This is a genomic window from Actinophytocola sp. NPDC049390 (assembly GCF_044466355.1).
Classification (GTDB): domain Bacteria; phylum Actinomycetota; class Actinomycetes; order Mycobacteriales; family Pseudonocardiaceae; genus Actinophytocola.
Genome location: NZ_JBITMQ010000004.1, coordinates 295,667 through 320,441, shown reverse-complemented (window position 1 = coordinate 320,441; position 24,775 = coordinate 295,667). Strand labels below are relative to the sequence as shown.

Sequence of the window (24,775 nt, the reverse complement as noted above, 5' to 3'; positions counted from 1 at the left end):
GCACCCGCCACGTGCGAGAACGCGCGCAATACCCTGTAGTCGATGACCAGCCGATGTGGCGGGAAGGGATCGGGGTGTCGGCGACGGACGTGACGCGCGCCGAGGCGGAGGAGTCCTCCGTCCCGGAGAGCCAACCGGTGGGCTCCAGGTTCCGGCTACCGGCCTGGTCCGTCCGGAGAGCGGGCACGGTCCTGGCCCCGGCGTTGATCTTCCTCGGCATCCGTGAGCTGGGGTTGCTGGTGCTCACGTGGATGGCGGCGCGCAACAACCACTCGGTGTCCGAGGCGCTGCGGTCGTGGGACGGCCAGTGGTTCCTCGCGATCGCGGGCGGCGGCTACGAGGGGGTGCCCGACGGCCTGGTCGACGCGTACGGCCAGCGCAGCGCCGAGACCCCGCTCGCGTTCTTCCCCGGGTACCCGATGGTGGTCCGGTGGTTCGCGGCGATCGACGGGCAGGGCGGGATCGGCCTGGTCACGTCGGCGTTGACCGTGACGATCGTCTCGGGTGTCGTCTGCTCGTACGGCCTCGCGCGGCTCGGGCGGCACATCCGCGGCGGCTCGCACCGCACCGGGCTGATCCTGGTCGCGCTGTTCGCGGCGTCGCCGATGTCGGTCGTGCTGGCGATGGCGTACTCGGAGGCCATGTTCTGCGCGCTCGCCGCGTGGGCGCTGGTCGGGGTGCTGGAGAAGCGGTGGCTGCTCGCCGGGGTGTGCTGCGCGTTGGCCGGGCTGGTCCGGTCCACGGGAGCGGCGCTGGTACTGGCGGTCGGCCTGGCCGCGCTGCTCGTGGTGATCCGCGACCCGCGCTCGTGGCGGGCGTGGCTCGGCGGTGCGCTGGCACCGGCGGGGCTGCTCGGCTACCTGGCGTGGGTCGGCGTGCGGACCGGCGAGTGGAACGGCTGGTTCGCGTTGCAGGAACGCGGGTGGGGCACCGGCTTCGACGGTGGTGCCGCGACGCTGCGGTTCTCGCTGGACGCGCTGGCCGATGCGCGGTCCGTGCTCGAGGTCGTCACCGTCTGGCTGATCGTCGCGGCTCTGGTGCTGCTGGTGGTCATGATCGTGCGGAAGGTCGAGTGGCCGCTGATCGCGTACTCGGCCGCGGTGCTGGCGATGGACCTGGCCTCGAACGGCCTGATGAACTCGAAGGCGCGGCTGATGGTGCCCGCGTTCACGCTGCTGATCCCGGTGGCGCTGGCGCTCGCGAAACGGCGGGTGTCGACGTTCGTGGTGGCGCTGTGCGCGCTGGCGGTGCTCAGTTCGTGGTTCGGGGCATACGCACTGACCTCGTGGGGTTACGCCATCTGATGACTGACAGGGATGCCGAGACGAGCGTGCCCATCCACCCGCTGCTGGCGGCCAGGTGGAGCCCCCGTGCGCTGGACCCGGGCGGCGTGGTGGCCGACGACCAGCTGCGTGCGGTGCTGGAGGCCGCGCGGTGGGCGCCGTCGAACGGCAACACGCAGCCCACGCGGTTCCTGGTGGGCAGGCGCGGGGACGACACGTACGCGCGGTTGTTCGACCTGCTGTCGAGACGCAACCAGAGGTGGGCGCACGCGGCGGCCGTGCTGGTGCTGCTGTGCGTGGTCACCGTGAACGAGAAGGGCGCCATCCCGATGCCCGAGTACGGGGCCGGGCTGGCGGCGGAGAACCTGGCGCTGCAGGCGGTGTCGGAGGGCCTGGTCGCGCACCAGATGGGCGGCTTCAACAGGGAGGGCGCGAAGCTCGTGTTCTCGCTGCCGGGAGACGTCGAGCCGCAGACGGTGATCGCGCTGGGCACACTCGGTGACCCGGCGCTGCTGGACGAGGAGCGGCGCGCGAAGGAACTGGCACCGCGCCGCAGGCTGGGCCTGGACGAGATCGCCTTCACCGGCGAGTGGGGCAACCCGGTGTTCCGGCATGGTGTGTGACATCCACACGCACGTCGAACAGCAGGACTCCGACGGCACGTGGCGCCGCGTCGAGTGGCCCGGTGCCGAACGGCACGGCTCCGGGCCGTTCGACTGGAGCAACTACGGCCTGTTCGCGTTCTTCGCGGGCGTGCGGAACTACTCGGCGGTACCGCCGCTCGCGGAACCGCGTGGCCTGCCCGCGGACGTGTCCTCGTCGCTGCTGGCGGAAAGCCGCGACACCGACTTCCACTCGCACTCCTGGCTGTCGGTGGCCGAGCTGGCCGGTTTCGACTACGCGCAGACCTTCGAAGACCGACGCGAGGGCGGCATGACCGTCGCGAGGGGCGTGCGGACCACCTACCGCGCGTTCCTCGGCGCCGAGTTCTTCCGGACGCTGGCGGCACTTTCGTCGATGAACGCGGTCCGGCCGACGCGGCTCGTGTTCTGGTTCGACAACTGAGCCCGTGGAGTCAGCGCTCACGCGCCGTAGACGGGCACCTCCGGCGGTGTCTTCTCGATGAGCGACGCCACCGCGGCGCCGACCTCCTCGACCGGCCACCGCCCGCCTCTGTCCACTGTGGCCACACGCTGGTGCCCGGACACCACGGTGATCGTCCCGGCCGCCACCTCGAACACCCGGCCCGTCACCCCCGCCGACGCCGCCGAACCCAGCCACACCACGAGCGGCGCGATGTCCTCCGGCCCCGGCAGGTCCGGGAACAGCCCCTCGGTCATCCGCGTCCGCGCCGACGGGGCGATCGCGTTCACGGTCACGCCGTACCGCGCCAACTCGGCCGCCGCCACCAGCGTCAACCCGAGGATGCCCGCCTTCGCCGCCGAGTAGTTCGCCTGGCCGACGCTGCCGAACAACCCGGCGCCCGAGCTGGTGTTGATCACCCGCGCGTCCACCCGCTCGCCTGCCTTCGCGCGCGCACGCCAGTGCTCGGCCGCGTGCCGCATCGTCAGGAAGTGCGCCTTGAGGTGCACGCGCACCACGTCGTCCCACTCCTGCTCGCTCGTCGACACGAGCATCCGGTCGCGCACGATGCCCGCGTTGTTGACCAGTACGTCCAGCCGCCCGTACCGGTCGACGGCCAGGTCCACCAGCGACTTCGCACCGTCCCACGTGGACACGTCCGCGTCGTGGTCGCCGCCGTCCACGTCGTTGACGAGCACGTGCGCGCCCTGGCGCCGGAACTCCTCCGCGTGCGCGGCACCGATCCCGCGCGCCGCGCCGGTGATCACGACGACCCGCCCGGCACAGATCATGACCGCTCCACCGCCTCCAGGAACGCGGGCCGTTCGCCGCCGCCGTGCACGGTGACCGTGCTGCCGCTGACGTACGCCGCCCCCGGCGACGCGAGCCACAGGCACGCCTGCGCCACGTCCGCGGGCACCGCCATGCGTCCCAGCGGAATCGTCGCGCCGACCGCCGGAACGGCGTCGCCGTAGTGCAGTTCTGACCGCTCGGTGTCGACCGGCCCCACCACGACCGTGTTGACCCGCACCTTCGGCGCCCACTCGACGGCGAGCGACGTCGCGAGGTTCGCCAGCCCCGCCTTCGCCGCGCCGTACGCGGCCGTGCCCGGCGACGGCCGGGTGCCGCTCACGCTGCCGATCATGATGATCACGCCACCCGTTTCCTGTTGCTGCATCACGGTGTTCGCGCGCTGCGACACGTGCAGCGGCGCGACCAGGTTCAGCTCGATGATCTTGGCGTGCAGGCGGGGGGACGCGGTGGCGGCGTCGACCGGCGGCGCGCCACCGGCGTTGTTGACCACCACGTCGAGCGTCCCGTAACGGTTGATCACGGCCGACACCAGTGCGTCCACCTGGGACAGATCACGCACGTCCGCCCTGATGAACTCGGCCTCGCCGAGGTCGGCGGTCGGCTCGTGGCGGCTGCAGGTCACCACGTCGTGCCCCGCGTCGAGGAACCCGCGCACGATCCCCAGCCCGACGCCGCGTGCGCCGCCGGTCACCAGCACGGTCGTCACAGGCGCTCCAGGACCGTCACGTTCGCCTGCCCGCCGCCCTCGCACATGGTCTGCAGCCCGTAGCGGCCGCCGGTGCGTTCGAGGTTGGACAGCAGCGTGGTCATCAGCCGCGCACCGGTCGCGCCGAGCGGGTGACCGAGCGCGATCGCACCGCCGGTCGGGTTCACACGTTCGGGGTCGGCGCCGGTCTCCTTCAACCAGGCCAGGACGACGCTCGCGAACGCCTCGTTGATCTCCACCAGGTCGATGTCCCCGATGGACATCCCGGCACGCCGCAGCGCGTGGTCGGTGGCGGCGATCGGCGCGTCGAGCATCACCACCGGGTCACCGCCGCGCGCCGAGAGGTGGTGCACGCGGGCACGCGGGGTGAGCCCGTACTCGGTCAGCGCGCGCTCGGACACCACGAGCAGGGCCGCGGCGCCGTCGGAGATCTGGCTGGCCAGGGCGGCGGTCAGCCGACCGTCGGGCAGCAGGGTCGGCAACCCGGCCATCTTCGCGGGCGACGTGTCCCGGCGCGGGCACTCGTCGACGGCCAGCTCGTCCAGCGGCGCGATCTCGCGGGCGAACCAGTCGTTGTCGACGGCCGCCACCGCGCGGACGTGGCTGCGCAGCGCGAACTCCTCCATGTCCGCCCGCGAGACGTCCCACTTCGCGGCGATCATCTCCGCGCCGCGGAACTGGGAGATCTCCTGGTCGCCGTACCGCGCGCGCCAGCCCTTCGACGTGGAGAACGGGTCCGGGAACCCGTGCTGGTGCCCCGCGTACATGGCGGCCGAGATCGGGATCGCGCTCATGTTCTGCACGCCACCGGCGACGACGACGTCCGCGGTCCCGCTCATCACCGCCTGCGCGGCGAAGTGCACGGCCTGCTGCGACGACCCGCACTGCCGGTCCACGGTCACGCCAGGGACCTCCTCGGGCAGCCCCGCGGCGAGCCAGCACGTCCGCGCGACGTCCCCGGCCTGCGGGCCGATCGTGTCGACGCACCCGAACACCACGTCGTCGACAAGAGCCGGGTCGAGCGGGGTTCTGTCGAAGAGCGCGCGCAGCACGTGCGCACCGAGGTCGGCCGGATGGACGCCCGCGAGCCCGCCGCCACGCCGGCCGACCGGCGTGCGGACCGCGTCGACGATGTACGCGTCAGCCACGGTGCTAGGCTACCAAGCTAGCGCTTGGGTGCGGGAGTGGAGAAGATGGCGGAAACGCGCGGCAAGCCGTCGGCACGGCGTGCCGACCTGGTGCGGATCGCGGCGGAGCTGTTCGCGGAACGCGGCTACCGGGCCACGACGGTCCGGCACATCGGCGACGCCGCGGGCGTGCTGTCGGGCAGCCTGTACCACCACTTCGACTCCAAGGAGACGATCCTCGACGAGCTGCTGTCGAGCTACCTGGACGAGCTGCTCGCCACGTACCGGGAGATCGCGGTCGGCGACCCGGTCACCGCGCTGCGCGGCCTGGTCACCGAGGCGTTCCGCTCACTCGGCGAACACCGCGCCGCGATCACCGTGCTGCAGAACGAACGCAACTACCTGCGGACGCTCCCTCGCTTCGGCTACCTGTCGAAGGCCGACGACGAGGTGCGCCGCATCTGGACCACCGTGCTGCGCGACGGCATCGAGTCGGGCGCCTTCCGCGCCGACCTCGACCCGGCGGTCACGTACCGCTTCCTGCGCGACTCGGTGTGGGTGGCGGTCCGCTGGTTCCGACAGGATGGTCGCCTGTCGCCCGAACAACTGGCCGAGCAATACCTGAAGATGATTCTTGACGGCATCACCGCCTGACGACGATCAGAGGACGGCCGAAGGCGGCACGCAGGCGTCGATCGAGAGTGTCTGGGCGCGGGCGCTGCTCCGCTGAGCTGGCGCTGCTGCTGATCATGTTGCCGGGCGGGTTCGCGCTCTGGTTCGACGCGGCCGAGTACAAGTCGGACACCGAGCGGCTGCTCCGGGCCGGGCGGACGTCCACGTGCTGAGCCTGCGCGTCAGCGGCGACGGCGTGCCGCCGTTCGAGGCGAGGTACCGCTGCGAACTGGAGCCGGGGAACGTCGTCGGCGCGCGGCTGCCCGCGACCGTCGACCCGGCCGGCAACCTGTTCACGCTCGAGTACCTGCCGCACGGAGCACGCGCTTGAGCACCTTGCCGGACGCGTTGCGCGGCAGTTCGTCGGTGAACTCGACCTGGCGGGGCACCTTGTAGTTGGCGAGCAGGCCCGCGCAGTGCGTGATGACGTCCTCAGTGGACAGCCCGGTGCCGACGACGAACGCCTTGCCGACCTCGCCGAGCCGGTCGTCCGGCACCCCGACGACGGCGGACTCCCGGACACCTGGCAGCCGGGCCAGCGCCTGCTCGACCTCGGCGGGGTACACGTTGAAACCCCCGCTGATGTACATGTCCTTGAGGCGGTCGGTGACCGTGAGGTAGCCGCGTTCGTCGACGCGGCCGACGTCCCCGGTGTGCAGCCAGCCGTCGGCGTCGATCGCCTGCGCTGTCGCTTGTGGATCGTCGAGGTAGCCGAGCATGACGTTGGGGCCGCGCAGGAGGATCTCGTCCTGGTCGCCCAGCGCCAGGTCGAACCCCGCGGCAGGCCTGCCGCAGGTGGTGGCGACGGTCGTCGCGTCGTCGTCGGGCGAGCACATGGTGGCGACGACCGCCTCGGTGAGCCCGTACGCGGTGAGGACGGTGCCGAACTCGCGCTGCATGCGTTCGACGAGCGGCACGGGCACGACGGCGGCGCCGGTGACGGCGAGGCGCAGGGTCGACAGGTCGGCACCGGGGAGGTCGAGCATCGTCTGGAAGATCGTCGGCGGGCCGGGCATCACGGTGACGCGCTCGGCCCGCACGGTGGCCGCGGCCTGACGTGCGTCGAAGGTGGCCTGCGGGACGATCGTGGCGCCGGTCAGCGCGCAGACGAGGATGCCGGCCTTGTAGCCGAAGCTGTGGAAGAACGGGTTGATGACGAGGTACCGGTCGTCGGCCGTGACCTGCCCCAGCTCGGCCCACGCCCTGGCAACGCCGAGGGCCTGGCGGTGCGCGCTCATGGCGCCCTTGCTGCGGCCGGTGGTGCCGGAGGTGAAGAGGATGTCGCTGACGTCGTCCGGGCTGGTCACGACGTCCGGCGCGGGGTGGTCGACCGGCTGCCACGGCCGGTCGGGGTCGACCGTCATGACGAAGTCCGGGACGCGGTGACCACCGTCGCGGAGTTCGGCGAGGCGGTCCCGGCCGAGAAACTCCCCGACGACGACCAGCGCCCTGGCACGCGTCCGGTCGAGGATGTCGGCGGTCTCGGCGGCCGTGAACCGGGTGTTGACGGGCACGAGCGTGGCCCCGGCGGCGAACAACCCGAACGCGGCGATGACCCAGTGATGGGTGTTGGGCGCGCAGATGGCGACCCGGTCCCCGGGCCGAACCCCGTTGGCGGCGAACAGCCCGGCGGTGGCGACGGCCTGCTCACCGACGTCGCGCCACGACATGCGGACGGCGCCGTCGACCAGCGCCTCCGCGTCCCCGAACCGACGAGCCGCGGCAGCGACGACAGCGGGAATCGTGTCCACGAGCTAACTAGAACACGTTCTATCCAAGGGGCACAAGCCCGGACCCCCTGGGTCGGCGCCACCCCGACAACCGAATGCCCGGGCGCGACTCCGTGGGCTCAGTCACGCAAGCCGACGGATCAGGCGTGACAAAACCGACGACACGATCAGCCAGAACAACGCCGCGAGCCCGTAGTTCACGAGCACCCGCAACTCGGCGTTCGCCGGCGTGAAGAGCGACTTGAACGCGAGCGCCAGCGGATCGGCGGCGGCCGAGAAGAACTCGGTGATGCCGTTGTCGGGGTTGGCGTGGCCGACCGTCAACAGGACGTGCACGACCAGCACCAATGCGAAGAGCAGCCCGGCCCAGCGGACGACGCCCGCCAGGACTCCCACCACGCTCGACCGGGTCACGGTGGCCATGGTGGGAGTCTGGCACGTTCGTCGTCAGGATACGACCCGCGCGATCAACCCCGCCACGACCAGCCAGAACACGGCGGCGAGGCCGTAGTTCACGATGATCTCAAGCGACCGGTTGGCGATGTTGAAAAGGCCAGGCCAGAACAGCGCCAGCGGCTCCGCCAGCGACTGGATGAACCGGAAGAATGCGTTGCCCGCGTTCGCGCCGAACAGCAGCAGCAGGATGTAGACGACCTCGATGAGCGCGAAGACCGCCCCGATGAGCTGGACGACGCGCGCAGCGGTCCCACTGCCCGTGCGGCTCCATCTACGAGTTGTCATGGCTCATGGGTTGCCCGGCACCCGTGTGACGAAACAGTGACGCGGGAGCAATCGGATAGGCCGTTCGGCCCACTATGTGAGAGGCCGGCTTCTGGTTCGCCACGTTCGGTGGCTAGGCTGTCGGCCGTGGCGCGTGTTCTCCTCCTTCGTTGCCGCGACGGGGCCTGACCAGACCGGCTCCCCGCCGCGGGGCGAAGCCTTGCCGGTCGTACGTCCATAGACCCGCAGGCAGGAGCCTCCCGACATCATGAGCATTCCCGACGTACAGCGTGCCGCGACCAGCAACATCCGAATGCCGTCCCGGCCCGCGCCCGACAGCCAGCCCGCCTGGAACACGCAGCGCGGCTCGTCCATGCCGGTCCACCGGTACAAGCCGTTCGCCCAGGTCGTCGAGCCGATCACGCTGCCCGACCGCACGTGGCCGGACAAGGTGATCACCACGGCGCCGCAGTGGTGCGCGGTGGACCTCCGCGACGGCAACCAGGCCCTGATCGACCCGATGTCCCCTGCGCGCAAGCGGCGCATGTTCGACCTGCTCGTACGCATGGGCTACAAGGAGATCGAGGTCGGCTTCCCCGCCGCGTCGCAGACCGACTTCGACTTCGTGCGCGAGATCATCAGCGACGGCGCCGTCCCGGACGACGTCAGCATCCAGGTGCTGTCGCAGTGCCGCCCCGAGCTGATCGAGCGCACCTTCGAGGCCCTGCAGGGCGCGCGCAAGGCGATCGTCCACATCTACAACTCGACCTCGATCCTCCAGCGGCGCGTGGTGTTCCGCGAGGAGCGCGAGGGCATCAAGAAGATCGCCACCTCCGCCGCCGAGATGGTGGCCGAGCTGGCGGGCAAGTACTCCGACACCGACTTCCGGTTCGAGTACTCCCCCGAGTCCTACACCGGCACCGAGCTGTCCTACGCGGCCGAGGTGTGCAACGCGATCACCGAGATCTGGCAGCCGACGCCCGACCACCCGGTGATCATCAACCTGCCCGCGACCGTCGAGATGGCGACACCGAACGTGTACGCGGACTCCATCGAGTGGATGAACCGCAACCTCGAGCGTCGTGACTCGGTGGTGCTGTCGCTGCACCCGCACAACGACCGCGGCACCGGCGTGGCCGCCGCCGAGCTGGGTTACCAGGCCGGCGCGGACCGTATCGAGGGCTGCCTGTTCGGCAACGGCGAGCGCACCGGCAACGTGTGCCTGGTGACGCTGGGCATGAACCTGTTCAGCCAGGGCATCGACCCGCAGATCGACTTCTCCGACATCGACGAGATCCGCCGCACGGTCGAGTACTGCAACCAGCTACCGGTCGGCGAGCGCCACCCGTGGGGCGGTGACCTGGTGTTCACCGCGTTCTCCGGCTCGCACCAGGACGCGATCAACAAGGGCTTCGACGCGCTGAAGGACGCCGCCGAACGCGCGGGCCACCCGGTGGAGGACCACCCGTGGGAGGTCCCGTACCTGCCGATCGACCCGAAGGACGTCGGCCGCACGTACGAGGCCGTGATCCGCGTGAACTCGCAGTCCGGCAAGGGCGGCGTCGCGTACGTGATGAAGACCGAGCACCAGCTGGAGCTGCCGCGCCGCCTGCAGATCGAGTTCTCGCAGGTCGTGCAGCGGTACACGGACTCGGAGGGCGGCGAGGTGTCGCCGTCGCTGATGTGGTCGACGTTCTCGTCCGAGTACCTCGAGCACTCGGCGCCGCTGGTGCTGCGTGAGCACCGGATCTCCGACGACGGCCGAGGCCACGACGAGATCACCGCGGTCGTCGAGGTCGAGGGCGACCGGCACGAGATCACCGGCGCCGGCAACGGCCCGATCGCCGCGTTCGTCGACGCGCTGGCGTCAGTCGGCTTCGACGTGCGGGTCCTCGACTACACCGAGCACGCGCTCACGGCGGGCGACGACGCGCGGGCCGCGGCGTACGTGGAGTGCTCGATCGGCGAGCGCACCCTGTGGGGGGTCGGCGTCCACAGCTCGATCGTGACGGCGTCGCTGCGCGCGGTCGTGTCGGCGGTCAACCGCTTCTCGCGCTGAGCAATGGGGGCGGGTCCGGCAACCCCTTGACGAGACCCGCCCCCGCAAAAGATCATCCTCCGGTCCGCTCGCTTATCGGTCGAGCGCGGCAAGAGCGGCCGGCACGGGCGTCCGTCCACTGTGGAGGTCGAAGCCGCGGTTCTCGCTGCGTGGCTCGGTGAGGCAGGCGGCGATCACGGCCGCCACGTCCTGGCGCGGCACCCGGCCCGCGGACAGGTGACCGGCGATCGTGACCCGTCCGGTACCGGGTTCGTCGGTCAGCGTGCCCGCCCGCACGACCGTCCACACGAGAGTGGACCGCCGGAGCGCGGCGTCGGAGACCTGCTTGGCGTACAGGATGGAGCGGACGAGCCGGTCGCCCTGGTCGGGCGCGTCGGCGAACTGCGCGGACAGCTGGACGTAGCGGCGGACGGCGGCCCGTTCGGCGGCACGGACCGCCTTCGTCGCGCCGTCCCGGTCGATCAGCGCCACCGCGGCCGGGTCGGGATCAGCCGCCCCGGCCGCGTTGATCACGACGTCGGAACCGGTGAACACGTCCACCAGCTCGTCGGGCTGGACGCACAGGTCCGCGACGACAGGCGTGGCACCGAGCCCGTCGACGGCTTCCTTGCGACGCCCATCCCGCACCCCGGCACGCACTTGATGTCCTTGTCGCACAAGCAAACGCACGATGTGCCGCCCGGTCCGGCCGGACGAGCCGAGCACCGTGACCACCATGCCGTCAGGATATTGGTCATGACCAGATGTCCATTCGGCCGATTCCCGTTCGTGGGGATGGCATGACGATCCTCGACTGGACCCGAGACGAACGACTCAGCCTGGCCGACCTCTTCGAGAGCCTGGACGAACACCAGTGGCAGGCACCCTCCCTGTGCGCGGGTTGGTCCGTGCTGCACGTGGCCGCCCACCTGACCACGTCCACCCGCACCACGTGGCGGACGGTGCTCACGGGCATGGTCCGCGCCCGCGGCGACTGGAACCGCATGGTGGACCACCTGGCACGCGACATCGCGGCGAGGCACACCAGGCAGGAACTGATCGCGCAGCTACGGGAGACCGCGGGGTCGCCACGCCGGGCCCCGGGAGCGGCGGAGGTCGATCCGCTGCTGGACGCGATCGTGCACGGCCAGGACGTGGCCCGCCCGCTCGGCCTCGCCCGCCCGATGCCGCTCGAGCCGACGATCGCCTCGCTGGAACACATCCTGACCAGCAGGTTCTACGGCGCCCGCAAGCGGTTCGCGCACATGCGCCTGGAAGCGACGGACTGCGACTGGTCGGCGGGCGACGGCCCACACCAGCTACGCGGCCCGGTCGGCGACCTGCTCATGGTCGCCACCGGCCGCCCAACGGGCCTGGCAACGCTGTCCGGCCCAGCCCGCAACAACATCACACTGTAACCGCGAGTCGCGCGCCCGCGCACAACGAGTTGCCGATTTCATGCACACCGACCAGCCCAGCACCCACACAAAACCAACAACTCACCATGCCCGAACACGCGACTCGCCAGCTCACACACGCACCGCGAGTCGCGCGCCCGCGCACAACGAGTTGCCGGTTTCATGCACACCGACCAGCCCAGCACCTACACGAAACCAACAACTCACCATGTCCGCGCACGCGACTCGCCGGGTTACACACGCACCGCGAGTCGCGCGCCCGCGCACAACGAGTTGCCGGTTTCATGCACATCGGTCAGCCCCGGCGTCTGCACGAAACTGACAACTCACTATGTCCGCGCGCGCGACTCGCGGGGTGGTGTTTGTGGAGCGGCGGTTGTCAGGGGCCCAGGGTCTCTGTGACGGAGGCGGGGCCGGCCAGCGTCGCGTCGTCGGCCTTGGTGTCCCACTCCATCTCCACCAGTTCCGGCTTCACCTCGTGCGGGCGGATCCTGCCGTCGCGGATGTCCTCCGCCCAGTGGCACGCGACCCGGTGACCGGGCGTGATCTCCCGCAGCGCGGGCCGCTCCGTGTCACAACGAGACTCCTGCCGCCACGGGCAGCGGGTGTGGAAGCGGCAGCCCTTCGGCGGACGGGCGGGCGAGGGCAGGTCACCGGCCAGGAGGATCCGTTCGCGGCGGTCCTCGACCGTCGGGTCCGGCACCGGCACGGCCGACAGCAGCGCCCGCGTGTACGGGTGGAGCGGCTCGGCGTACAGGTCGTCCGAGGTCGCCTCCTCGACCAGGCCACCGAGGTACATCACGCCGACGCGGTCGGAGATGTGCCGGACCACCGCCAGGTCGTGGGCGATCACCAGGTACGTGAGGCCGAACTCCTCCTGCAGGTCCTCCAGCAGGTTGATCACCTGCGCCTGCACGGAAACGTCGAGCGCGGACACCGGCTCGTCCGCGACGATCAGGTCCGGCTCGACCGTCAGCGCGCGGGCGATGCCGATGCGCTGACGCTGGCCGCCGGAGAACTCGTGCGGGTATTTTCGCAGCGCCGTGCTGGGCAGGCCGACGGCCGACAGCAGCTCACGCAGACGTCGCCCGGTCGACTCCTTGCTCTTGTCGAGCCCGTGCGCGCGCATGCCCTCGATGAGCAGCGACTCGACCGACTGGCGCGGGTCCAGCGACGACATCGGGTCCTGGAAGACCATCTGCATGCGCCGCCGCATGGTGCGGAGCTTCTCGCCCTTCATGGCCGAGAGGTCCACGCCGTCGAAGACGACCTTGCCGCCGGTCGGCTCGGTCAGCTTGAGCATCGCGCGGCCGAGCGTCGACTTGCCGCAGCCGGACTCGCCGACCAGGCCGTACGTCTCGCCCTTGTTGATCGACAGGTCGACACCGTCGACCGCGTACACGTAGCCGATGGTCCGGTCCAGCACGATCCCGCGCTTGATCGGGAAGTGGACCTTGATGTCGTCGACCTCGACCAATGGCTGGGTCGATGGCGCTGTCACGCGGGTACCTCCTGAGCAACCGGGTTGTGGCAGCGCAACAGCCGCTCGCCCCGCACGGAACCCACCCCGTCCGGCACCATCTCCGGTGTCACCTCGACGCAGACGTCGGTCGCGTTCGGGCAACGGGGCGCGAACGCGCAGCCAGACGTCCACGGGATGTTGTCGGCCACGGACCCGCGGATCGGCGAGAGCCGCTCGCCCTTGGGCGCGTCGAGCCGCGGGATCGACTGCAGCAGGCCGTGCGTGTACGGGTGGCGGGGCACCTGGAACAGGTCGTGCCGTCCGCCGCGCTCGACCACGCGGCCGCCGTACAGCACGTTGACCTCGTCGCACAGGCCCGCGACCACACCCAGGTCGTGCGTGATCATGATCAGCGCGGTGCCGGTGTCGCGCACCAGCTCGGCCAGCAGCGCCAGGATCTGCGCCTGGATGGTCACGTCGAGCGCCGTGGTCGGCTCGTCCGCGATCAGCAACCGCGGTTTGCACGCCAGCGCGATCGCGATGAGCGCGCGCTGCCGCATGCCGCCGGACAGCTGGTGCGGGTACTCGTCGAGCCGCCGTCGCGGGTCCGGGATGCCGACCTTGTCCAGCAGGTCCGCCGCCTCGACCGAGGCCTTGCGGCGGGACATGTCGCGGTGCCGCTCGAGCACCTCGGTGACCTGCAGACCGATCGGGATGACCGGGTTCAGCGACGACAGCGGGTCCTGGAACACCATGCCCAGGTCGCGGCCGCGCCGGTCGCGCATCTGCCGGTCGGACAGCGTGAGCAGCTCGGTGTCCTCGAACTTCGCCGAGCCGGTGACCCGGTTGCCGCGCTTGGGCAGCAGACCCATGATCGACATGGCGGTGACCGACTTGCCGCAGCCGGACTCGCCCACCAGGCCCACGGTCTGCCCCGGCTCGACGTCGAAGTCGACACCGTCGACCGCGGTGAACGGCTCCTCGCCCTTGCGCTGGAAGACGACCCGCAGGTCACGTACTTCGAGTAGAGCCATTACCGCCTGCTCTTCGGGTCGAGGGCCTCGCGCAGCGACTCACCCATGAGCGTGAAGCCGAGCGCCACCACGATGATGCAGCCGGCCGGCCAGAAGGCGAGCTGGGGGTGGCTGTCGATGACGTTCTGCGCCCGGCCGAGCATCTGACCCCACTCCGGGACCCGGTCGTCCGGGTTGCCGAGGCCGAGGAACGACAGGCCCGCCGCCTCGATGATCGCGATCGCGAGGACCAGCGTGGACTGCACGATCACCGGGCCGAGCGAGTTCGGCAGCATGTGCCGGAACACGATGGCCCGCTGTTTCACGCCGAGCGCACGGGCGGCCAGCACGTGGTCGCTGTGCCGCTGCGCGAGCATCGAACCGCGCAGCAGCCGCGCGAAGATGGGTATCTGCACGGTCGCGACCGCGACGATCAGCGTGTAGATGTTGGGCTGCGCGAACAGCGCACCGATCGACACCGCCAGCAGCAGGCCCGGGATCGACAGCATGACGTCGACCGCCCGCATGACCACGCTGTCGACCCAGCCGCCGAGCGCACCGGCCAGCGTGCCGAGTATCACCCCGCCCGTGAGCCCGATCAGCGTGGCGAGCACACCGACCAGCAGCGTCTGCTGAGCCCCGACCAGCAGGCGGGACAGCAGGTCGCGGCCGACCTGGTCACCGCCGAGCGGGTGCCCGGGCTGCGACTCGGGGATCTCGTTGCGTGCCTTCACGACCTGGTCGCCCAGCATCGGGTCGGCCGGGTCGTGCGGCGCGATGAACGGCGAGAGGATCGCGAGAATCACAAACGCCGAGATGATCACCGCACCGGTGATGAACACCGGGTTGCGGCGCAGCCGCCGCCACGCGGCCGCGGCCAGGCTCACGCCCGGGTCGTCGCCGACCTTGCCCGCGGTCGCGGCGAGCGCGTCGATCTTGGTCTTCGTGCTCATCATCGGGCACCACCCGCCGTGCGGATGCGTGGGTCGATCAACGCGTAGGACAGGTCGACCAGCAGGTTGATCAGCACGAACACCCCGGCGGCACAGAGGATCAGCAACAGCAGCACCGGGTAGTCACGGCGTTCGAACCCGAGCGCCAGCGCCTGCCCGATGCCGGGGAACGCGAACACCTTCTCGGTCAGCACGGCACCCGCGAGCAGCGCACCCGTCTGCAGGCCGATGGTCGTGACCACCGGCAGCATGGCGTTGCGCAGCACGTGACGGCGGCGGATGACCGGCGTGGTGAGGCCCTTGGACTCGGCGGTCCGGATGAAGTCCTCGTCGAGGACGTCCAGCACGGACGCGCGGGTGATCCGGAAGATCACCGAGAACGGGATGCTCGACAGCGCGATCGCGGGCAGGATCAGGTGTCGCAGCGCGTCCCACGCCGCGTCCCACTCCTGCGTCAGGAGCCCGTCGAGCACGAAGAAGCCGGTCACGCGGGTGGCGTCGATGCCACCGGTCTGGCGCCCGGCCGTCGGGAACCAGCCGAGGTCGACGGCCAGCACCTGCTTGAGCACGAACGCCAGGAAGAACACCGGCACCGCGACGCCGACCAGCGAACCGACGATGGAGAGGTTGTCCAGAAGGCCGCCCCTGCGGCGGGCGGCGAGATAACCGAGCGGGATGCCGATCGCGATCGCGAGGATGATCGCGAGGATCGACAGCTCCAGCGTCGCCGGGAAGCGCTGGAGGAAGACCTCCGTGGCGGTGCGCCCGGGCTGCACGCCCGTGGACACGCCGAAGTCGCCGGACGCGGCACGCGCCACGAACTTCCAGTACTGGACGAAGATCGGCTGGTCCAGGCCGAGCTCTTCGGTGAGCCGGACCCGGGTGGCCTCGGTCGCCCGCTCGCCCAGGAGGGCCGAGACCGGCCCTCCTGGGAGCGAGCGGAGCCACGCGAACAGCAGCAGCGACAGCACCCCGACGACGATCACAAGCTGCAGCAACCGCCGAACCGTGTAGCGAAGCACCTAAGTAGTTTCCCGTTTGTCAGCCGAGGCTGACCGTGTCGAACCGCTCGTCCGTGAGCGGACTCGGCACGAGCCCCTTCACGTTCTCCGCCACGACCAGCGCTGGCGGCGAGTGGGAGATCGGCACGGCCGGGAGGTACTCGGCCTTCAGCTTCTTGTTCAGCTCCTCGTACATGCCCTTGCGCTTCTCGGCGTCCGGCTCGGAGTCCGCGTCCTGGATCTCCTGGGCCAGCGTCTTGCCCCACGGCGAGTTGCCGGTGCCGAAGCGGTTGTTCGGGTCGGAGAAGAAGTTGCCGATGAAGTTGTCCGGCGTGTTGTAGTCACCGTTCCAGCCGAGCAGGAACAGGTCGGCCTTGCCCTGGTCCACGTCCTCCAGGTAGCCACCGTTCCACGGCTTGCTGACCACGTTCAGCTTGATGCCGACGGCCTCCAGGTTGCCCCGGATCAGGCCGAACATGTCCTGCGGGTTCGGCATGTACGGGCGGGTGACCTCGGTCGGCCAGTAGAAGTTGACCGTCAGGTTCGACTGACCGGCGTCGGCGAGCAGCTGCTTGGCCTTGTCCGGGTCGTAGTTGTACTTCTCCACGTCGTCGGTCCAGCCGTCGACGGTGTCCGGGTAGAAGTTCTCGGCGACCTTGGCGCCCTCGGGCAGCTGCTGCTTGACCAGCGCCTCGCGGTCGATCGCGTGGGCGATGGCCTGGCGGACCTTCAGGTCGCGCAGCGCGGGCACGTTCTTCTGGCCGATGCCGACGTAGAAGACGTTGAAGGCCGGGCGGATGAGCAGCTGGTAGCCGTCGTCCTTCAGCTGCTGCCAGTCGGCGGGCGACGGGAGGTCGTAGCCGTCCACGTCACCGGACTGCAGCGCCTGCTTGCGGGCGGTCTCGTCCGGGATGGCGCGCAGGACCAGCTTGTCCAGCTTGGCCTTGTCGCCCCAGTACTCCTCGTTGCGGACCAGCTCGACGGTGCCGTTGGCCTCGTCGTACTTGGAGAACGTGAAGGGACCGGTGCCGGTCGGGTGCTGCGTCGCGTACTCCGGGTAGACGAAGCTGTCACCCTGCTGCACGACCTCGTCGGCCTTGTACTTCTCCAGGGCCGCCGGGCTCTGCATGGCGAACGACGGCAGGCCCAGGATGGCCGGGAACTTCGAGGTGGCGCGAGTCAGCTTCACCACGGCCTTGGTGGGGCTCTCCGCGGTGCACGACTCGAACAGCGACGGCGTCTTGCCGTCCGAGAAGCCACCGAAGTTGTCCTGCCAGTAACCGGTGACGGCCGGGCTCTGGCCCGCACCCGTCTGGCCGTACCAGCGGTCCCAGTTGGCGCACACGGCCTCGGCGTTGAAGTCGGTGCCGTCGTGGAACTTCACGCCCTCGCGGAGCTCGAAGTTCCAGGTCATGCCGTCCTCGCTGCTGTCCCACTTGGTGGCGAGGGCCGGCTCGGGGTCCGCGGTACCCGGCTTGAACTCGATCAGACCCTCGAAGATCTGCTGCGAGGTGCGGAAGGTGGCACCGTCTGTGGCGAAGAAGGGGTCGAACAGCTTCGGCGCACCTTCGGTCGCGAAGGTCATCGTGCCGCCTGTCTGGCCGCCACCTTCTTCTTCGGAACCGCGCTGCGATTCAGCGCACGCGGTCAGCGCGACAGCGGCGGCGAAGCCGAGCGCCGCCAAGCGGACCGTGCGGGGGTTGACCATTACGCACCTCAGAGGGTTCGAGTCTCACACTTTGGTCGCCGACCCTATCCCGTCCGAGTGCTCGGACGTGAAGTCCTGATCTGTAACGCTTCGGTATCCGATCCGTCGACAAGTGTTTCAGCACGGGCTTTGGTCTGGTCCACCGCGAACCAGCCGCGCTCGAAATCCTGCCAGGTCAGCAGGTATTTTCGCGCCGCCTCGCCGTCGCGGGCCACGGCGCGTTCCAGTCGAGTGGTCTCGTTGGGAAGCTCACACCACACCAGGTGGGACAGCGTGTCGGAGATCGACTGACGACCGGCCGACACACCCTCGATGACCAGCAGATCCGGTACCTCCACCCGGCGGTAGGAGCCGGGGTACGGACGGCCGTCAGCCCATTCGATCCTTTGGTAGCAAGCTGTTTTTCCCATTTCTATGGGAATGAGGACGTCGTTCACCAAGCGTGGCCACCAGGACACGGGATCGTCCCAAGTCGCGAAGTCGTCGGTACTGACGACGACCCCGCCCAGCTCCCGGGCGAGTCGCGCCGCGAAGGTCGTCTTGCCGGAACCGGACGGCCCGTCGACCGCGATCAGGGTCGTGCGGCCGAGGCGCGGCGGCCGCGGCTCGATGCCCGTCATACCGAGCGGCGTCCCGTCAGCGCCCTGCCCAGCGTCAGCTCGTCGGCGAACTCCAGGTCACCGCCCATCGGCAGGCCCGACGCGAGCCGGGTGACCGTGAGGCCGGGGAAGTCGCGCAGCATCCGCACCAGGTAGGTGGCGGTCGCCTCGCCCTCCGTGTTCGGGTCCGTGGCCAGGATGACCTCGGTGATGTCGTCGGAGCCGATCCGTGCCAGCAGCTCACGCACCCGCAGCTGGTCGGGACCGATGCCGGACAGCGGGTCCAGCGCGCCGCCCAGCACGTGGTAGCGGCCCTTGAACTCGCGGGTCCGCTCGATCGCCAGGACGTCCTTCGGCTCCTCGACCACGCACACCGCCCGCGGGTCGCGGCGCGCGTCGCGGCAGATCCGGCAGGTCGGCTGCTCGGACACGTTGCCGCAGATGTCGCAGAAGACCACGCCCTCCTTGACCTTCTGCAGCGCGGTCTGCAGCCGGGTCACGTCGGCCGGGTCGGCGCCGAGCAGGTGGAACGCGATGCGCTGCGCGCTCTTCGGACCGACGCCCGGCAGTCTGCCCAGCTCGTCGATCAGGTCCTGGACCGGTCCCTCGTACATGGGGTCACATACCGGGCAGGCCGAGCCCGCCCATGCCACCCGCGAGCGGGCCCATCGCGTCGGCGGCCATCTGCTGCGCCTTGCCGCTCGCGTCCCGCACGGCGGCCACGACCAGGTCGGCCAGCGTCTCCACGTCCTCGGGGTCGACGACCTTCGGGTCGATCGTCAGTGACTTCAGCTCACCGGAGCCGGCCACGATCGCGGTGACGAGACCACCGCCCGCCGAGCCCGTCGCCTCCGCGTTGGCCAGCTCCTCCTGCGCGGACATGAGCTGTTCCTGCATCTTCTGGGCCTGCTGCAGGATCTGCTGCATGTCGGGCATGCCACCGGGTTGCACTGTCGCGTCCTCTCGTCGGTTGCTCCCAGCGTAGTCGCGAGCCCCTGTGGCAGGGTGAGCGCCGTGCGGAGACCTGTACTCGCGGTGATCGGGTTGCTGGCGCTCGCCGCGTGCGGCGGCCAGACCTCGGCGACGCCGTCGACAACTTCCCTGGCGACCTCCACGACGACCCCCTCCGCCACGACGACCATGACCACTCCCCCGCCCACCACCACGACGACGGTCCCGCCCGCGAAACCGGCCCCCGTGGTGGTGCTCGACCCCGGCCACAACGGCGCGAACGCGGCCAACCCCGGCGAGATCAACCGCCAGGTGCCCGCGGGCCGCGGCCGGATGAAGGCGTGCAACACGACCGGCACCGCGACCGACGCCGGCTACCCGGAACACGCGTTCACCTGGGACGTCGCCGTCCGGGTCCGCGACCTCCTCACCGCGCGGGGCGTGCGGGTGGTGCTGACCAGGCCGGACGACGACGGCGTCGGCCCGTGCGTCGACCGTCGCGCCGCGATCGGCAACGAGTCGGGGGCCGCGGCCGTCGTGTCCATCCACGCCGACGGCTCTACCGACACGTCCGCGCACGGCTTCCACATCGCCTACTCGGCGCCGCCGCTGAACGAGGCGCAGGGCGAGCCGTCCACGCGGTTGGCCACGACCATGCGGGACACGATGGTCGCGAAGGGCTTCGCGACCGCGGGCTACATCGGCTCCTCGGGCCTGTCTCCCCGCGACGACCTGGGCGGCCTCAACCTGTCGGAGCGCCCGGCGGTGCTCGTGGAGTGCGGCAACATGCGCAACGCCGCCGAGGCCGCCGCGTTCAGCGACCCGGCCGGCCGTGCGTCGTACGCGGCGGCCATCGCCGCCGGCATCCTCGCCTACCTGGGCTAACGGTTGATCGGACGGGCGCCGAGCTTGTCTGTGAGGAGCTTGACCATCTCCTCTTCCTGGTTCACCACGGGCGCGGGAGACGCCGGTGCACGCCCGTCGTCCTCGAAGTAGTCGTCGTCCGGCGGCTCCGGCGGCGGGGGCTCGTCAGCGGGCGGCGGAGGCGGCGGTGCGGCGGGCCGCGGAGGCTCGGGCGCCTGCCGTTGCTGTTGCGGCGCGGCGGCGGGCTGGTTCGGCCGCGTGAACGTGGGCGGGTCGGTGCGGGGCTTCTGCTGCACCGAATGTGTGGCGGCGTTCTGCGCGGCGTGCACGCACTTGACCTGCCACGTCCCACCGAGGACCTCGTTGAGCGCGTTGGCGATGGCGTCCACGTTCCGTGGTTCGGCGAGCCTGCGGGCCAGCGGCGCGGCGGTGTGCGCGATGGTGACGACGTCGCCTTCGACCGACTGCACCGTCGCGTTGGTCAGCATGGCCTCGGTGCTGCGGCTGTTCCTGCGGACCGAACCGAGCAGCTCGGACCACAGCCTGCGCACGGCCGCCGCGTCGATCGCCCCACTGGCCGCGGGCGCCGGGGTCGTCACCGGAGGCGGTGGCGCGACCGGCGCCCGGTCAGCGGGACTCGGCTGGCTGGGCGCGGCGGGACTCGGCTGGCTCGGGGCCTCGGCGGTCCGGGCGGCGGGCCACTCGGCCGCCGGCGGCGTCTGCGGCGCGGGCCGGGCCGGTGCGGGCGGAGCCGGTGCGGCGGGCAGCGGCGTCTGGGCGGGCGCCGGTTCCGCCGCGGCGGCGGTCTGCCCGGCGGTGACCCGCCGCTCGATGCGCTCCAGCCGCTGCAGCACGGCGGAGTCGGCGGCCGCGTCGGTCGGCACCGCACCGGGCAGCAACATCCGCGCACACAACAGCTCGAGCAGCAGGCGAGGCGCGGTGGCACCCCGCATGTCGATCAACCCCGTGTGCACGATCTCCGCGAACCGCGTCAACGTGGCTGGCCCGAGCCGCTGCGCCTGCTCCTGCATGCGCTCCAGCTCGTCACCGGGCGCGGCGACCAGCCCACGCTGGCCCGCGTCCGGCACCGCGCGCAACAACACCAGGTCCCGCAGGCGGTCGAGCAGGTCGGAAGCGAACCGCCGGGGGTCGTGCCCGGCCTCCACCAGCCGGTCCACGGTCCCGTACACGGCCGAGGCGTCGTTGGCGGCGAGCCCGTCGACCACGTCGTCGATCAACGCGACGTCCGTGACCCCGAGCAGCGCGACCGCCCGGTCGTAGGTGACCCCGTCCGCCCCCGCCCCGGCGAGCAGCTGGTCGAGGATCGACTGGGTGTCGCGCGCCGAACCGCCACCCGCGCGGATGACCAGCGGAAACACCGGCGGGGCGACCGTCGCACCCTCCGCGGCGACGTTGCGTTCCAGCAGCTCACGCATGGCGCTGGGCGGGATCAGCCGGAACGGGTAGTGGTGGGTGCGGGACCGGATGGTCGTCAGCACCTTGTCCGGCTCGGTGGTCGCGAAGATGAAGATGAGGTGCTCCGGCGGCTCCTCCACGATCTTCAGCAGGGCGTTGAAACCCTGCGTGGTGACCATGTGCGCCTCGTCGATGATGAACACCCGGTAGCGCGACGACGCCGGTGCGTAGAAAGCCCGGTCCCGCAGCTCACGGGCGTCGTCCACACCACCGTGACTGGCCGCGTCGAGCTCGACGACGTCGACGTTGCCGGGCCCCTCGGGCGCCAGCGACACACACGAGTCACACACCCCGCACGGATCGGGGGTGGGCCCCTGCTCACAGTTCAGCGAACGGGCCAGGATCCGCGCGGACGACGTCTTGCCGCACCCACGCGGGCCGGAGAACAGGTACGCGTGGTTGACCCGCTTCGCGGCCAGGGCCGTCCGAAGCGGTTCGGTGACGTGTTCCTGCCCGACGACCTCGGCGAAGGTAGCCGGCCGGTACTTGCGGTAAAGGGCGAGCGCCACGCCAGGACCATACCCGCCGACACCGACAGGCTCGCCCCCAACTCCGCCCGGTACACTGTCCGTGGACCCCATGCGGCGTTCATCTCGTGAACCTCCCCAGGGCCGGAAGGCAGCAAGGATAAGCGAGCTCTGACGGGTGCGTGGGGTCCCTCGACCTCTGGCCGACCCTGCTCGGTTGCTTCGCAACCTCGCCGGGTCGGTCTTCGTCGTTGTTTTGGGGGGCCGAGCCCCCCAAGCCCCCCACGGTGCTGTTGGTTCCTGACCCAGCCTGGTGACGTTTCCCTCCCTTCGGGTGTCGGTTTGGGGGGCCTCGGGGGCCTCGCTTCGCTTCGGCTTTGGTTGCTCGCCACCCTCTGTTTGCTGGGGTGGGCTGGTTGGGCGATCGGGTTTCTCTAATGGGTGTTCTTTTGGGTTGGGGGTTGGCGGGTGGGATTGGTCCTGGTTGCCTGCTAGTGGGTCTTCTCGGCGGAAGGGGCGTTATGCAGCCGTTCGAATTGCCGGAGTTCTACATGCCTTATCCGGCGCGGATCAATCCGCATCTCGAGCAGGCCCGGGAGCACAGCAAGGGCTGGGCTCGTGAGATGGACATGATCGATGTGCCGCAGAACGGGGCCAAGATCTGGGATGAGAGTGATTTCGACTCCCATGATTATGCTTTGTTGTGTGCTTATACGCATCCGGATTGTTCTTCGGTTGATCTTGAACTTGTCACGGACTGGTATGTCTGGGTTTTTTACTTTGACGACCACTTCCTTGAGTTGTTCAAGCGGACTCGGGACCTGCCTGCCGCGCACGCCTACCTGGAGCGGCTTGCCCTGTTCATGCCGGTTGACGGGGAGATCGGTGACGAGCCCACCAATCCGGTGGAGCGGGGGCTCGCCGATCTCTGGGGGCGTACTGTTCCTTCGCATTCCCCGGATTTTCGGCGGCGGTTCGTCGAGAGCACCAAGAACTTGCTCGACGAGTCTCTGTGGGAGCTGGCCAACATCAGTGAGGGGCGTGTCTCGAATCCGATCGAATACGTCGAGATGCGGCGCAAGGTCGGTGGTGCGCCGTGGTCGGCGAACCTGATCGAGCACGCCGTGGGCGCCGAGGTGCCCGCTTCCGTCGCGGGCAGCCGGGCGTTGACCGTGCTGCGCGACACCTTCGCCGACGCCGTCCACCTGCGCAACGACATCTTTTCCTACGAACGCGAAGTGCTCGACGAAGGTGAACTCTCCAACGGCATTCTCGTGTTCGAGAAATTCCTCGGGCTGTCCACCCAGGAGGCCGCCGACGCGGTCAACGATCTGCTGACGTCGCGGCTGCACCAGTTCGAACACACCGCACTGACCGAGGTGCCACCCCTTCTTGCCGAGCACGGCGCCGAACCCGCCGGGGTGGCCGCGTACGTGAAAGGCCTGCAGGACTGGCAGTCCGGCGGCCACGAATGGCACCTGCGCTCGTCGCGCTACATGAACCAGACCGCCCGGCCGCTCGACGGGCCCGCCGGGATCGGCACGTCCGCGGCACGGATCGTGCGGTCGCTCGCCGGCACGGCGCCGCAGCGGGCGCGGGCGTTCAGCCACGTGCCGTTCGAACCGGTCGGGTCGTACGACCTGCCGGAGATGTACGTCCCCTTCGAACTGAACCTGTCGCCGCACCTCGACGCCGCCCGCGAGAACGTCGTGACGTGGTGCCGGTCGATGGGCATCCTGTCCGAGGGCGTGTGGGACGAGCAGGCGTTGCGGGACAACGACCTGCCGCTGTGCGCCGCGGGCATCCACCCGTCCGCCACACCGGAAGCGCTGGACCTTTCGTCCGCGTGGCTGGCATGGGGCACCTACGGCGACGACCTGTACCCACGCGTGTGGGGGCGAGGCGGTGACATCGCCAGTGCGCGTGCCGCCACCGAACGTCTCAAGGCGTTGATGCCGGTGGAGCTGACGGTGCCGACGGTCCTTCCGGCGACCGCGTTGGAACGCGCGCTCGCCGATCTCTGGGCACGCACCGCGGGCCCGATGGAGGTCCCCGCGCGCCGAATGTTCCGCGACTCGGTCGTGATCATGCTCGACAGCTGGCTGTGGGAGCTGGACAACCAGCGGCTGAACCGCATCCCCGACCCGGTGGACTACGTGGAGATGCGGCGGCGCACGTTCGGCTCGGACATGACGAAGAGCCTGTCGCGGATCGCGCACCTCGGCGTGCTGCCGGAACACGTCTACCGCACGCGGCCGGTGCAGTCGCTGGAGAACGCGGCCATGGACTCGGCGTGCCTGATCAACGACATGTTCTCCTACCGCAAGGAGATCGAGTACGAGGGCGAGCTGCACAACGCGGTGCTGGTCGTGCGGAACTTCCTGTCGTGCTCGCAGGAGCGCGCGTTCGAGGTGGTGAACGACCTGCTCAGGGCGCGGGTGGAGCAGTTCGAGCACGTCGTGGCCGCCGAACTGCCCGCGGTGCTCGACGAGCTGTCCGCCGACGCGCGCGGCGCGTTGCTCGAGTACGTGCATGAGCTGCGGGACTGGCTGGCGGGCATCCTGAACTGGCACCGCGGCTGTCACCGGTACACGGAGGAGGACCTGCGGGCGCAGGTGTCGTCGGTGCCCGTGCGGGTCGGGGCGCTGAGCGGTCTGGGCACGTCGGCTGCGCGGCATCTGGTGTCCTGAG

Annotated in this window: 26 protein-coding genes and 1 other RNA gene; 11 read left to right on the top strand and 16 right to left on the bottom strand. The window is 70.2% G+C overall.

Annotation, left to right across the window (positions count from 1 at the left end):
* Positions 1-53 precede the first annotated feature (53 nt).
* From ACIBVP_RS15400 to ACIBVP_RS15390, 3 genes are read left to right on the top strand one after another with little or no spacing between them, the layout of a single operon-like run.
* Entirely contained in the window at positions 54-1,304 is a 1,251-nt protein-coding gene (locus tag ACIBVP_RS15400) for a hypothetical protein (protein WP_396106748.1), read from the top strand.
* The gene (locus ACIBVP_RS15395) at positions 1,304-1,906 is read left to right on the top strand and encodes a nitroreductase family protein (protein ID WP_396106747.1); all 603 of its coding nucleotides are present in this window, start codon (positions 1,304-1,306) and stop codon (positions 1,904-1,906) included. Before ACIBVP_RS15400 ends, ACIBVP_RS15395 begins: the two co-directional genes overlap by 1 nt.
* Positions 1,896-2,348 carry a hypothetical protein gene (locus ACIBVP_RS15390; RefSeq protein ID WP_396106746.1) on the top strand — a complete coding sequence of 151 codons (453 nt, stop codon included), beginning with the start codon at positions 1,896-1,898 and terminating at the stop codon, positions 2,346-2,348. The genes ACIBVP_RS15395 and ACIBVP_RS15390 overlap by 11 nt, the downstream gene beginning before the upstream one ends.
* Positions 2,349-2,365: 17 nt before the next feature.
* On the opposite strand, the gene ACIBVP_RS15385 is transcribed toward ACIBVP_RS15390, so the two are convergent.
* The 3 genes from ACIBVP_RS15385 to ACIBVP_RS15375 are packed head-to-tail and all read right to left on the bottom strand — an operon-like array spanning position 2,366 to position 5,033.
* Positions 2,366-3,157, bottom strand: coding sequence for an SDR family NAD(P)-dependent oxidoreductase (locus ACIBVP_RS15385; RefSeq protein WP_396106745.1), 792 nt, complete (start codon positions 3,155-3,157; stop codon positions 2,366-2,368).
* Entirely contained in the window at positions 3,154-3,885 is a 732-nt protein-coding gene (locus ACIBVP_RS15380) for an SDR family oxidoreductase (protein WP_396106744.1), read from the bottom strand. The genes ACIBVP_RS15385 and ACIBVP_RS15380 overlap by 4 nt, the downstream gene beginning before the upstream one ends.
* Positions 3,882-5,033: an acetyl-CoA C-acetyltransferase gene (locus ACIBVP_RS15375; protein ID WP_396106743.1), complete on the bottom strand. Its 1,152-nt coding sequence runs from the start codon at positions 5,031-5,033 to the stop codon at positions 3,882-3,884. Before ACIBVP_RS15375 ends, ACIBVP_RS15380 begins: the two co-directional genes overlap by 4 nt.
* Positions 5,034-5,078: 45 nt before the next feature.
* On the opposite strand from ACIBVP_RS15375, the gene ACIBVP_RS15370 reads away from it, so the two are divergent.
* The 3 genes from ACIBVP_RS15370 to ACIBVP_RS15360 are packed head-to-tail and all read left to right on the top strand — an operon-like array spanning position 5,079 to position 6,015.
* Positions 5,079-5,666: a TetR/AcrR family transcriptional regulator gene (locus ACIBVP_RS15370; protein WP_396106742.1), complete on the top strand. Its 588-nt coding sequence runs from the start codon at positions 5,079-5,081 to the stop codon at positions 5,664-5,666.
* Between the two features lie 47 nt (positions 5,667-5,713).
* Positions 5,714-5,857 carry a hypothetical protein gene (locus ACIBVP_RS15365; protein ID WP_396106741.1) on the top strand — a complete coding sequence of 48 codons (144 nt, stop codon included), beginning with the start codon at positions 5,714-5,716 and terminating at the stop codon, positions 5,855-5,857.
* The gene (locus tag ACIBVP_RS15360) at positions 5,851-6,015 is read left to right on the top strand and encodes a hypothetical protein (RefSeq protein WP_396106740.1); all 165 of its coding nucleotides are present in this window, start codon (positions 5,851-5,853) and stop codon (positions 6,013-6,015) included. The genes ACIBVP_RS15365 and ACIBVP_RS15360 overlap by 7 nt, the downstream gene beginning before the upstream one ends.
* Here ACIBVP_RS15360 and ACIBVP_RS15355 read toward each other — a convergent pair.
* The 3 genes from ACIBVP_RS15355 to ACIBVP_RS15345 all read right to left on the bottom strand — a co-directional run bounded on the left by ACIBVP_RS15355 (position 5,978) and on the right by ACIBVP_RS15345 (position 8,155).
* A complete protein-coding gene (locus ACIBVP_RS15355; RefSeq protein WP_396106739.1) occupies positions 5,978-7,435 on the bottom strand; it encodes a FadD3 family acyl-CoA ligase in 1,458 nt (485 codons plus the stop codon). The two genes, ACIBVP_RS15360 and ACIBVP_RS15355, sit on opposite strands and share 38 nt — an antisense overlap.
* A gap of 102 nt (positions 7,436-7,537) precedes the next feature.
* Positions 7,538-7,837: a hypothetical protein gene (locus tag ACIBVP_RS15350; RefSeq protein ID WP_396106738.1), complete on the bottom strand. Its 300-nt coding sequence runs from the start codon at positions 7,835-7,837 to the stop codon at positions 7,538-7,540.
* Positions 7,838-7,861: 24 nt separating this feature from the next.
* Positions 7,862-8,155 (bottom strand): hypothetical protein, encoded by a 294-nt coding sequence (locus ACIBVP_RS15345; protein ID WP_396106737.1) that lies wholly within the window; start codon positions 8,153-8,155, stop codon positions 7,862-7,864.
* A gap of 247 nt (positions 8,156-8,402) precedes the next feature.
* On the opposite strand from ACIBVP_RS15345, the gene leuA reads away from it, so the two are divergent.
* Entirely contained in the window at positions 8,403-10,193 is a 1,791-nt protein-coding gene (gene leuA, locus ACIBVP_RS15340; RefSeq protein ID WP_396106736.1) for a 2-isopropylmalate synthase, read from the top strand.
* 72 nt (positions 10,194-10,265) lie between these two features.
* On the opposite strand, the gene ACIBVP_RS15335 is transcribed toward leuA, so the two are convergent.
* Complete coding sequence (locus ACIBVP_RS15335) at positions 10,266-10,910, bottom strand: NAD(P)H-binding protein (protein ID WP_396106735.1); 645 nt, start codon at positions 10,908-10,910, stop codon at positions 10,266-10,268.
* Positions 10,911-10,972: 62 nt separating this feature from the next.
* Here ACIBVP_RS15335 and ACIBVP_RS15330 point away from each other — a divergent pair, with 62 nt between their 5' ends.
* Positions 10,973-11,590: a maleylpyruvate isomerase family mycothiol-dependent enzyme gene (locus ACIBVP_RS15330; protein WP_396106734.1), complete on the top strand. Its 618-nt coding sequence runs from the start codon at positions 10,973-10,975 to the stop codon at positions 11,588-11,590.
* A 379-nt stretch (positions 11,591-11,969) separates the two neighbouring features.
* Here the strand turns inward: ACIBVP_RS15330 and ACIBVP_RS15325 are convergent, their stop codons facing one another.
* From ACIBVP_RS15325 to ACIBVP_RS15290, 8 genes are read right to left on the bottom strand one after another with little or no spacing between them, the layout of a single operon-like run.
* Complete coding sequence (locus ACIBVP_RS15325) at positions 11,970-13,091, bottom strand: ABC transporter ATP-binding protein (RefSeq protein WP_396106733.1); 1,122 nt, start codon at positions 13,089-13,091, stop codon at positions 11,970-11,972.
* Positions 13,088-14,086, bottom strand: coding sequence for an ABC transporter ATP-binding protein (locus ACIBVP_RS15320; protein ID WP_396106732.1), 999 nt, complete (start codon positions 14,084-14,086; stop codon positions 13,088-13,090). Before ACIBVP_RS15320 ends, ACIBVP_RS15325 begins: the two co-directional genes overlap by 4 nt.
* On the bottom strand, positions 14,086-15,021 hold the full coding sequence (locus tag ACIBVP_RS15315; RefSeq protein ID WP_396106731.1) for an ABC transporter permease: 936 nt from the start codon (positions 15,019-15,021) through the stop codon (positions 14,086-14,088). Before ACIBVP_RS15315 ends, ACIBVP_RS15320 begins: the two co-directional genes overlap by 1 nt.
* Complete coding sequence (locus ACIBVP_RS15310) at positions 15,018-16,040, bottom strand: ABC transporter permease (protein WP_396106730.1); 1,023 nt, start codon at positions 16,038-16,040, stop codon at positions 15,018-15,020. Before ACIBVP_RS15310 ends, ACIBVP_RS15315 begins: the two co-directional genes overlap by 4 nt.
* Before the next feature lie 19 nt (positions 16,041-16,059).
* A complete protein-coding gene (locus ACIBVP_RS15305; protein WP_396106729.1) occupies positions 16,060-17,727 on the bottom strand; it encodes an ABC transporter substrate-binding protein in 1,668 nt (555 codons plus the stop codon).
* Between the two features lie 44 nt (positions 17,728-17,771).
* On the bottom strand, positions 17,772-18,347 hold the full coding sequence (locus tag ACIBVP_RS15300; protein WP_396106728.1) for a uridine kinase: 576 nt from the start codon (positions 18,345-18,347) through the stop codon (positions 17,772-17,774).
* Positions 18,344-18,940 (bottom strand): recombination mediator RecR, encoded by a 597-nt coding sequence (recR, locus tag ACIBVP_RS15295; protein WP_396106727.1) that lies wholly within the window; start codon positions 18,938-18,940, stop codon positions 18,344-18,346. The genes ACIBVP_RS15300 and recR overlap by 4 nt, the downstream gene beginning before the upstream one ends.
* A gap of 4 nt (positions 18,941-18,944) precedes the next feature.
* Entirely contained in the window at positions 18,945-19,253 is a 309-nt protein-coding gene (locus ACIBVP_RS15290; RefSeq protein ID WP_396106934.1) for a YbaB/EbfC family nucleoid-associated protein, read from the bottom strand.
* A gap of 78 nt (positions 19,254-19,331) precedes the next feature.
* On the opposite strand from ACIBVP_RS15290, the gene ACIBVP_RS15285 reads away from it, so the two are divergent.
* Positions 19,332-20,162: an N-acetylmuramoyl-L-alanine amidase gene (locus ACIBVP_RS15285; protein ID WP_396106726.1), complete on the top strand. Its 831-nt coding sequence runs from the start codon at positions 19,332-19,334 to the stop codon at positions 20,160-20,162.
* Here the strand turns inward: ACIBVP_RS15285 and ACIBVP_RS15280 are convergent.
* Positions 20,159-22,126, bottom strand: a complete 1,968-nt coding sequence (locus ACIBVP_RS15280) for a DNA polymerase III subunit gamma and tau (RefSeq protein WP_396106725.1) — start codon at positions 22,124-22,126, stop codon at positions 20,159-20,161. The two genes, ACIBVP_RS15285 and ACIBVP_RS15280, sit on opposite strands and share 4 nt — an antisense overlap.
* A gap of 60 nt (positions 22,127-22,186) precedes the next feature.
* On the opposite strand from ACIBVP_RS15280, the gene ffs reads away from it, so the two are divergent.
* Together ffs and ACIBVP_RS15270 are read left to right on the top strand one after the other, a co-directional pair.
* Positions 22,187-22,281: signal recognition particle sRNA small type (gene ffs / locus ACIBVP_RS15275), an RNA gene on the top strand.
* A 324-nt stretch (positions 22,282-22,605) separates the two neighbouring features.
* Positions 22,606-24,774 carry a germacradienol/geosmin synthase gene (locus ACIBVP_RS15270; protein WP_396106724.1) on the top strand — a complete coding sequence of 723 codons (2,169 nt, stop codon included), beginning with the start codon at positions 22,606-22,608 and terminating at the stop codon, positions 24,772-24,774.
* The last annotated feature ends 1 nt before the right edge of the window (position 24,775 follow it).

What these genes read in the sequence shown, in the direction of transcription:
- ACIBVP_RS15290 (WP_396106934.1), bottom strand. Translation starts at nt 19,253, where the DNA reads ATGCAGCAGATCCTGCAGCAGGCCCAGAAGATGCAGGAACAGCTCATG.
- ACIBVP_RS15330 (WP_396106734.1), top strand. Translation starts at nt 10,973, where the DNA reads ATGACGATCCTCGACTGGACCCGAGACGAACGACTCAGCCTGGCCGAC.
- ACIBVP_RS15370 (WP_396106742.1), top strand. Translation starts at nt 5,079, where the DNA reads ATGGCGGAAACGCGCGGCAAGCCGTCGGCACGGCGTGCCGACCTGGTG.
- ACIBVP_RS15350 (WP_396106738.1), bottom strand. Translation starts at nt 7,837, where the DNA reads ATGGCCACCGTGACCCGGTCGAGCGTGGTGGGAGTCCTGGCGGGCGTC.
- ACIBVP_RS15270 (WP_396106724.1), top strand. Translation starts at nt 22,606, where the DNA reads ATGCAGCCGTTCGAATTGCCGGAGTTCTACATGCCTTATCCGGCGCGG.
- ACIBVP_RS15345 (WP_396106737.1), bottom strand. Translation starts at nt 8,155, where the DNA reads ATGACAACTCGTAGATGGAGCCGCACGGGCAGTGGGACCGCTGCGCGC.
- leuA (WP_396106736.1), top strand. Translation starts at nt 8,403, where the DNA reads ATGAGCATTCCCGACGTACAGCGTGCCGCGACCAGCAACATCCGAATG.
- ACIBVP_RS15305 (WP_396106729.1), bottom strand. Translation starts at nt 17,727, where the DNA reads ATGGTCAACCCCCGCACGGTCCGCTTGGCGGCGCTCGGCTTCGCCGCC.
- ACIBVP_RS15335 (WP_396106735.1), bottom strand. Translation starts at nt 10,910, where the DNA reads ATGGTGGTCACGGTGCTCGGCTCGTCCGGCCGGACCGGGCGGCACATC.
- ACIBVP_RS15400 (WP_396106748.1), top strand. Translation starts at nt 54, where the DNA reads ATGTGGCGGGAAGGGATCGGGGTGTCGGCGACGGACGTGACGCGCGCC.
- recR (WP_396106727.1), bottom strand. Translation starts at nt 18,940, where the DNA reads ATGTACGAGGGACCGGTCCAGGACCTGATCGACGAGCTGGGCAGACTG.
- ACIBVP_RS15300 (WP_396106728.1), bottom strand. Translation starts at nt 18,347, where the DNA reads ATGACGGGCATCGAGCCGCGGCCGCCGCGCCTCGGCCGCACGACCCTG.
- ACIBVP_RS15390 (WP_396106746.1), top strand. Translation starts at nt 1,896, where the DNA reads ATGGTGTGTGACATCCACACGCACGTCGAACAGCAGGACTCCGACGGC.
- ACIBVP_RS15315 (WP_396106731.1), bottom strand. Translation starts at nt 15,021, where the DNA reads ATGATGAGCACGAAGACCAAGATCGACGCGCTCGCCGCGACCGCGGGC.
- ACIBVP_RS15385 (WP_396106745.1), bottom strand. Translation starts at nt 3,157, where the DNA reads ATGATCTGTGCCGGGCGGGTCGTCGTGATCACCGGCGCGGCGCGCGGG.
- ACIBVP_RS15395 (WP_396106747.1), top strand. Translation starts at nt 1,304, where the DNA reads ATGACTGACAGGGATGCCGAGACGAGCGTGCCCATCCACCCGCTGCTG.
- ACIBVP_RS15320 (WP_396106732.1), bottom strand. Translation starts at nt 14,086, where the DNA reads ATGGCTCTACTCGAAGTACGTGACCTGCGGGTCGTCTTCCAGCGCAAG.